The organism is Chamaesiphon sp. VAR_69_metabat_338 (assembly GCF_031423935.1).
Taxonomy (GTDB): Bacteria; Cyanobacteriota; Cyanobacteriia; order Cyanobacteriales; family Chamaesiphonaceae; genus Chamaesiphon.
The window spans coordinates 1-5,251 of the sequence record NZ_JANPGM010000216.1 but is presented as its reverse complement, the minus strand read 5'-3'; the positions used below and the strand labels follow the sequence as shown (position 1 = coordinate 5,251).

6 protein-coding genes are annotated in these 5,251 nt (G+C 47.2%); 2 read left to right on the top strand and 4 right to left on the bottom strand.

Features of this window, described 5'->3' with window-relative positions; genetic code table 11:
• The coding region (locus tag RMO84_RS06445; protein ID WP_310487648.1) for a hypothetical protein at nucleotides 1–297 on the top strand (297 nt) is incomplete at its 5' end.
• 207 nt (nucleotides 298–504) lie between these two features.
• Here RMO84_RS06445 and RMO84_RS06440 read toward each other — a convergent pair.
• A complete protein-coding gene (locus RMO84_RS06440; RefSeq protein WP_310487647.1) occupies nucleotides 505–1,098 on the bottom strand; it encodes a WcaF family extracellular polysaccharide biosynthesis acetyltransferase in 594 nt (197 codons plus the stop codon).
• Between the two features lie 361 nt (nucleotides 1,099–1,459).
• Here RMO84_RS06440 and RMO84_RS06435 point away from each other — a divergent pair, with 361 nt between their 5' ends.
• Nucleotides 1,460–2,854, top strand: coding sequence for a glycosyltransferase family 4 protein (locus tag RMO84_RS06435; RefSeq protein ID WP_310487646.1), 1,395 nt, complete (start codon nucleotides 1,460–1,462; stop codon nucleotides 2,852–2,854).
• A 47-nt stretch (nucleotides 2,855–2,901) separates the two neighbouring features.
• Here the strand turns inward: RMO84_RS06435 and hisH are convergent, their stop codons facing one another.
• The 3 genes from hisH to RMO84_RS06420 form a co-directional block, all read right to left on the bottom strand.
• Nucleotides 2,902–3,546: an imidazole glycerol phosphate synthase subunit HisH gene (gene hisH / locus RMO84_RS06430; RefSeq protein WP_310487645.1), complete on the bottom strand. Its 645-nt coding sequence runs from the start codon at nucleotides 3,544–3,546 to the stop codon at nucleotides 2,902–2,904.
• A gap of 71 nt (nucleotides 3,547–3,617) precedes the next feature.
• A complete protein-coding gene (locus RMO84_RS06425) occupies nucleotides 3,618–4,307 on the bottom strand; it encodes a DUF2834 domain-containing protein (RefSeq protein WP_310487644.1) in 690 nt (229 codons plus the stop codon).
• A 128-nt stretch (nucleotides 4,308–4,435) separates the two neighbouring features.
• A partial coding sequence (locus RMO84_RS06420) for an HrcA family transcriptional regulator (protein ID WP_310487643.1) occupies nucleotides 4,436–5,251 on the bottom strand: 816 nt, incomplete at its 5' end.

Below are 5,251 nucleotides of genomic sequence, written 5' to 3'. Positions count from 1 at the left end.
ATGATGATGTTTGCAACCGATCGCCAGTCTTGGCACGGACATCGTGCGGTTAATACCACCGATGGCGATACCCGAAAATCGATCAATATCTACTACTTTTCGCCACAATCGCCTGAAGGTGAAGGCAAAGATTATTACCATGTCACCTCTTTCCGAGGACGACAAGATGAAACGATTAACAAAATTGTGTATCCTGTCGATAATTTGATTCGGACGGTCGTGCGGAAGCTGCGACCCAAAAAAGACGCTCACGCCGTACTTTACGATCGCGAAGATCGCGAAGATCGCGACAATTAAACCAAAATACCGATCGATCTTTGATGCATATCTGTAGCCGAGAACTAATCGCGGGAGGTGGATCCTATGGTAGCTAATCGTCCGCGCTCTGTGCCAGTGATGCAGCTTATCTGCATGATTCGAGGTGAGTGTGAAGTGCTCGTAATGTCGATCGAGTAGGCGATCTACGGTAACTCACATTTGTCCAAAATCTCAAGCTGTCATCAATTAGCTGGTTGTCAAGCTATTGCCAGTATCGACCCGATCGGGGTCGCTGTCTGGATGGAGCTTTCGTTCCTTAATTGGCTGGGCGGGGTTGCCAGCATAAATCGTCATCGGAGCAAGCGATCGACCGGTGACGCTACCCAAACAGAGTACCGCACCGCGCCCGAACTCAACCCCTGGGCCGACTGTCGCGCGCGCGGCCAGCCAGCAACACTCGCCAATCTGAATCGGTGCATCCTGAAGATCGAAAGTGGGACTGCTCCAATTATGGTTGCCAGTACACAGATATACATCCTGGGATAGACAAGTGTGACTGCCGATTGTCACCATTGCGACATTATCGATCCAGCAATTTTCACCCAACCACACAAATTCGCCAACTACCAGTCGCCAGGGAAATTTCACCTTTAGTCCGGGCTTAATGCGTACCCCGCTACCGATCTGTGCGCCAAAACACCGTAGCAGCCAACATTTGATGTTAGAACTAATGAGCCAATAGCTGCTCACTAATGGCGAACCCAGGTAATACCATGCAAGTTGCTGCCATAGCGGTGCTCCTGGCGAATAGTTACCGACTGTATACCGATCCAAACGCATTTTATGTTACCTCGATTTAAGTATTAATTAACGAACAGATTTGAATTCGGATCTGTAAAGAGTGTTTCTGAGGAATACTATAGTAAAATGTCTTCATTAGTGAAGTACATCAAATAGCCAATTAGTATTAGTGTAAAAAGTTTTAATCGACCCAGATGTGCTACTGGCACCTGCATTTCAAATTTTCCAGCAAGGATGCACCATGAATTTTTAAATATTTCAGTTATCCATCAAGATAATGAGGGTACCATATGCATACACATTCTAGAATCTCGATCGGTCAGAGTTTATCGCTCCACAATGGAACGCTCCATTAACTTCTGCGCTCTGCTCTATCGTGCAACAAGATTGATGAAAAATAATGGCTTTATTTACTAAGCATTCCTCCCCACCAGCTAGCGATATGCCTTCTTCCACCAAGATCGATCGTCTCAAAGCCAGCCCCATCCCTCAAAAAGATTGTACTACCGACCAGGAACTTAATATTGTCACACCTCTAAAAAATTACTCACCACTCGATCTCAAAATTATCAATCAATTTTTTCCGCCCGATTATGCAGCCACGGGTCAATTGATCGAAGAGCTAGCGCACAATCTCAAAGATTTTGGTCGGGTCGATGTGTTTACCAGTCAACCTTCCTATGCGTTCGAGCGCGACGATTCGCCCCGGAAGGAGTCTCATGATTCTTTAAGCATTCGGCGTTCTCAATCCGCGCGCTTTTGGCCGCAACGAATTAGGGGTAAGGCCGTTGCTGGTGCGATCTTTTTCGTGCGGACAGCTTTGCACCTGATCAGACATGCCAATAGTCATCGCTTAGTGGTCTTAACCACTGCACCCCCCTTCTTGCCATTACTAGGTTATCTACTCAGCCGCGTCTGCAAGATTCGCTATGTCTGTTTGCTCTACGATCTCTATCCAGATATCGCGATCGAGCTAGCCGTGATCCAAAGGCAACATTGGCTGGTCAAGGTGTGGGAACGCTTGAACTGCCTGACCTGGCAACATGCCGAAGCAATTATTGTCTTGAGCGAAAATATGAAAGAGCGGATTGTTGCCAAACAATCGGGTCTGGAAGACAAAATTGCCATTATTCCCAGTTGGGTCGATCCAGAGCAAATTACACCGATTCCCAAACAGGAAAATTGGTTTGCCCAAGAACATGGATTGGTCGAGCCATTTACCGTGTTATATTCTGGCAATATGGGTCGCTGTCACGATATGGACACCTTATTTGATGCGATCGTGCTGCTCCGTAATACGCCGATCCAGTTTGTCTTTATCGGCAGCGGCGAAAAGCGCAAGCATTTCCAGCAGGGTGTTGTGGACATGGGCTTGCAAAACTGTTTATTTTTACCTTATCAATCGCGGGAAAACTTACCTTTTTCACTAACGGCTTGCGATGTGTCGATCGTTAGTGTGAGTGAAGGCATGGAAGGCTTGGTAGCACCGAGTAAGCTCTATTCAGCACTAGCTGCTGGCCGGCCGATCGCGAGCATCTGTCCCCAAGATTCTTATCTCAATGAGGTATTTGTGCAGGCTAATTGCGGTCGCACCGTGCGCAATGGCGACAGCCAAGGATTAGCAGATTATCTCTATCAACTGAGTCAAAATCCCAAGCTGGTCAGAGAATTAGGCTACTCTGGTCGGGAGTATTGTCGTCACAATTACACCTCTGAGAAAATTGCTAAAGATTATCTAATGTTATTCCAATCTTTGGAATCGCTCGCTAGCAAGCAGCCACAAAATCCTCGCTAGCGATGCTAGTAAATTTCTACTCCTGTCGATCCGCACCGAGATTTCGATTAGACGCTGGTAAGTATCTGCGCGCTCTGAGCCAGCCGCACAAAATTCGCCAGCATCTGTAAGCCAGTCGTCGAAGATTTCTCGGGGTGAAATTGTACCGCCATCACATTTGCGCGAGCGATCGCCGCAGCAACAGTTTGGGTGCCGTGAGTGACAACTGCCGCAGTTACGGAAGTTTGCAGCGGTTCGACATAATATGAGTGATCGAAATATACCCATGCATTCGCGTCGATTTGCCCCCACAATGGACAATGGGGTTGCGCGAGCTGAAGTTGATTCCAACCCATCTGCGGGATGGTCAGATCGGCTTCTGGCTGGAATTTCCGCACGATACCGGGGACGATCCCTAAACCCATTTCCTCGCCTTCTTCCGATCGATCGAACAAGATCTGCAATCCCAAGCAAATTCCTAGAAATGGTTTGCCACTGGCAATAATATCTTTAAGCGGTTGTTCTAAATCGCGATCGCGAATTTTTTTGACAGCAGGATCGAAAGCACCGACTCCTGGCAACACGATCGCATCTGCTGCTGCTAATTCTGCTGGTAAATGAGTAATTGATGTCTGTGCGCCAGCATGTTGTAAACCCTTACAAACAGAGTGTAGGTTGCCCATGTCATAGTCTACAACAGCAATTTTTAGCATGAGTGAGTGGACGGTAAGTGAGTGGGGATATGAATGCGGACTTAGTCTAGATGCGGCTCCCGTCCAGTTAGCTACACTAATCCTGGCTGCGAGTCGATCGACCGATCTGGTAAATTAGGTCGGATGCACAGGTAAATTAGTCCGCCAAATAAGGGAATTAACGACAATATTTTTATCGCTTGGGGGTTGGAGAAAGTCCGGCGATCGATATCGTCACTAATTAACACCGGCAGCAATAACGACAACAGACAAAAATCCAAACTCATCACATTAATAAAGCGATTAGTTTGCCATTGGTTCGCGAAATCTGCCCAATTGCCTTGCGTTAGCCCATAGGTTAATAAGCCGATCGCGCCGAGTGTCAGCGCAATCCCGAGCCATCGCGAATCGACCAGCCTAATCATACCACGCCGCTCGATTTGACTTTGGTGCGGCGGCAACGCTCGCCGATTTGCTGGTGACGAGCGCAAAGCTAGATAGGGCAAGATTGCAAAAGCTCCTACCGCAAATGACGCCGCACTAAATAATCCGGCGGGCAGCTTTTGCGTTTTACCATCGATTAACATCAGACAGGCATAAGCCATGGGCAAGATCCCCATCAGATTGAATAAGGCAATTACCAGCGGATTGATGCCCGTCCATTTACCTGTTGAAAGATCGATAATTAGTTGCAGTGTATCCGATCGATCTGGTGGGGCAAAGCCAAAAGCATAAACAGTAAATCCCAACCATAACGCGCCAAAAATAATTTTGTTCGACATTAGCTGCTAATAATTGTTTGCCAGCATAGGGAGCCAGTTAATTTAGTTATAGCATTATCACCAGATCTGCGACAATTTTGCTGTCGATCGAATCGCTGTCTACCTCAATTCGATTACTAAAATTCAATTCATCGCTCCCGATCGATCGCTGCTGTGATATATGCAGCCGCCGATTTGACTAAGGAGATCGAATCTTCGTACAACATCCGCGTGGGGCCGAGCAAACCGACGCTACCGACCGGAATCGAATCTTGATGATAATTAGCTGAAATCAACGTACAAGCCTGCATTGGTTTGAGCGGATTTTCGGTACCGATCCGAATGGCAATTTGCGATCGGGAGTCGTTGGTAGTATCGAGATTGGGGTCGAAGATCGACGAACTGACTTTATCTTGCTCGGATTCTAATAAGTGCATCAATGCTTTGACCTGTTGCAATTGTGAAAACTCTGGTTGATCGAGAACTTCCGAGATCCCCCACACCATCATTTGCGAAGCCTGAATCGGCCTAGCTTGTCGAGATAAATCTGTCAGTAACTTGTTAATTAGATCGACATATTGGTTAAATTGGAGTTCGAGTTCGCTCCAATCTAATTTAGAAATTTCTAGCACCGATCGACCGCACAACTTACTATTTAAAAAATTCGATAAGATTTGCAATTCTCGATCGAATAAATCGCGATCGATCGATAGATCTCGATCGGGCGGTAACTGCATCAAAATCGATTGAGTCTCATAAGTATCCCAAACCACAATCGACATGATTTTGGCAGACTCGACGCGGATCAGCTGAACGTGCTTGACCGTCGAGCGGCGCGGCTGCGGTAGCGTAATCATCGTAATATAGCCGCTGAGAGTGGCGAGAACCTCTACCGCACCCCGTAAAATCGCCTCCAAACTCCAGCGATCCCAATTGAGTTTGTCGGCCAGGATGCCTTCGAGTTG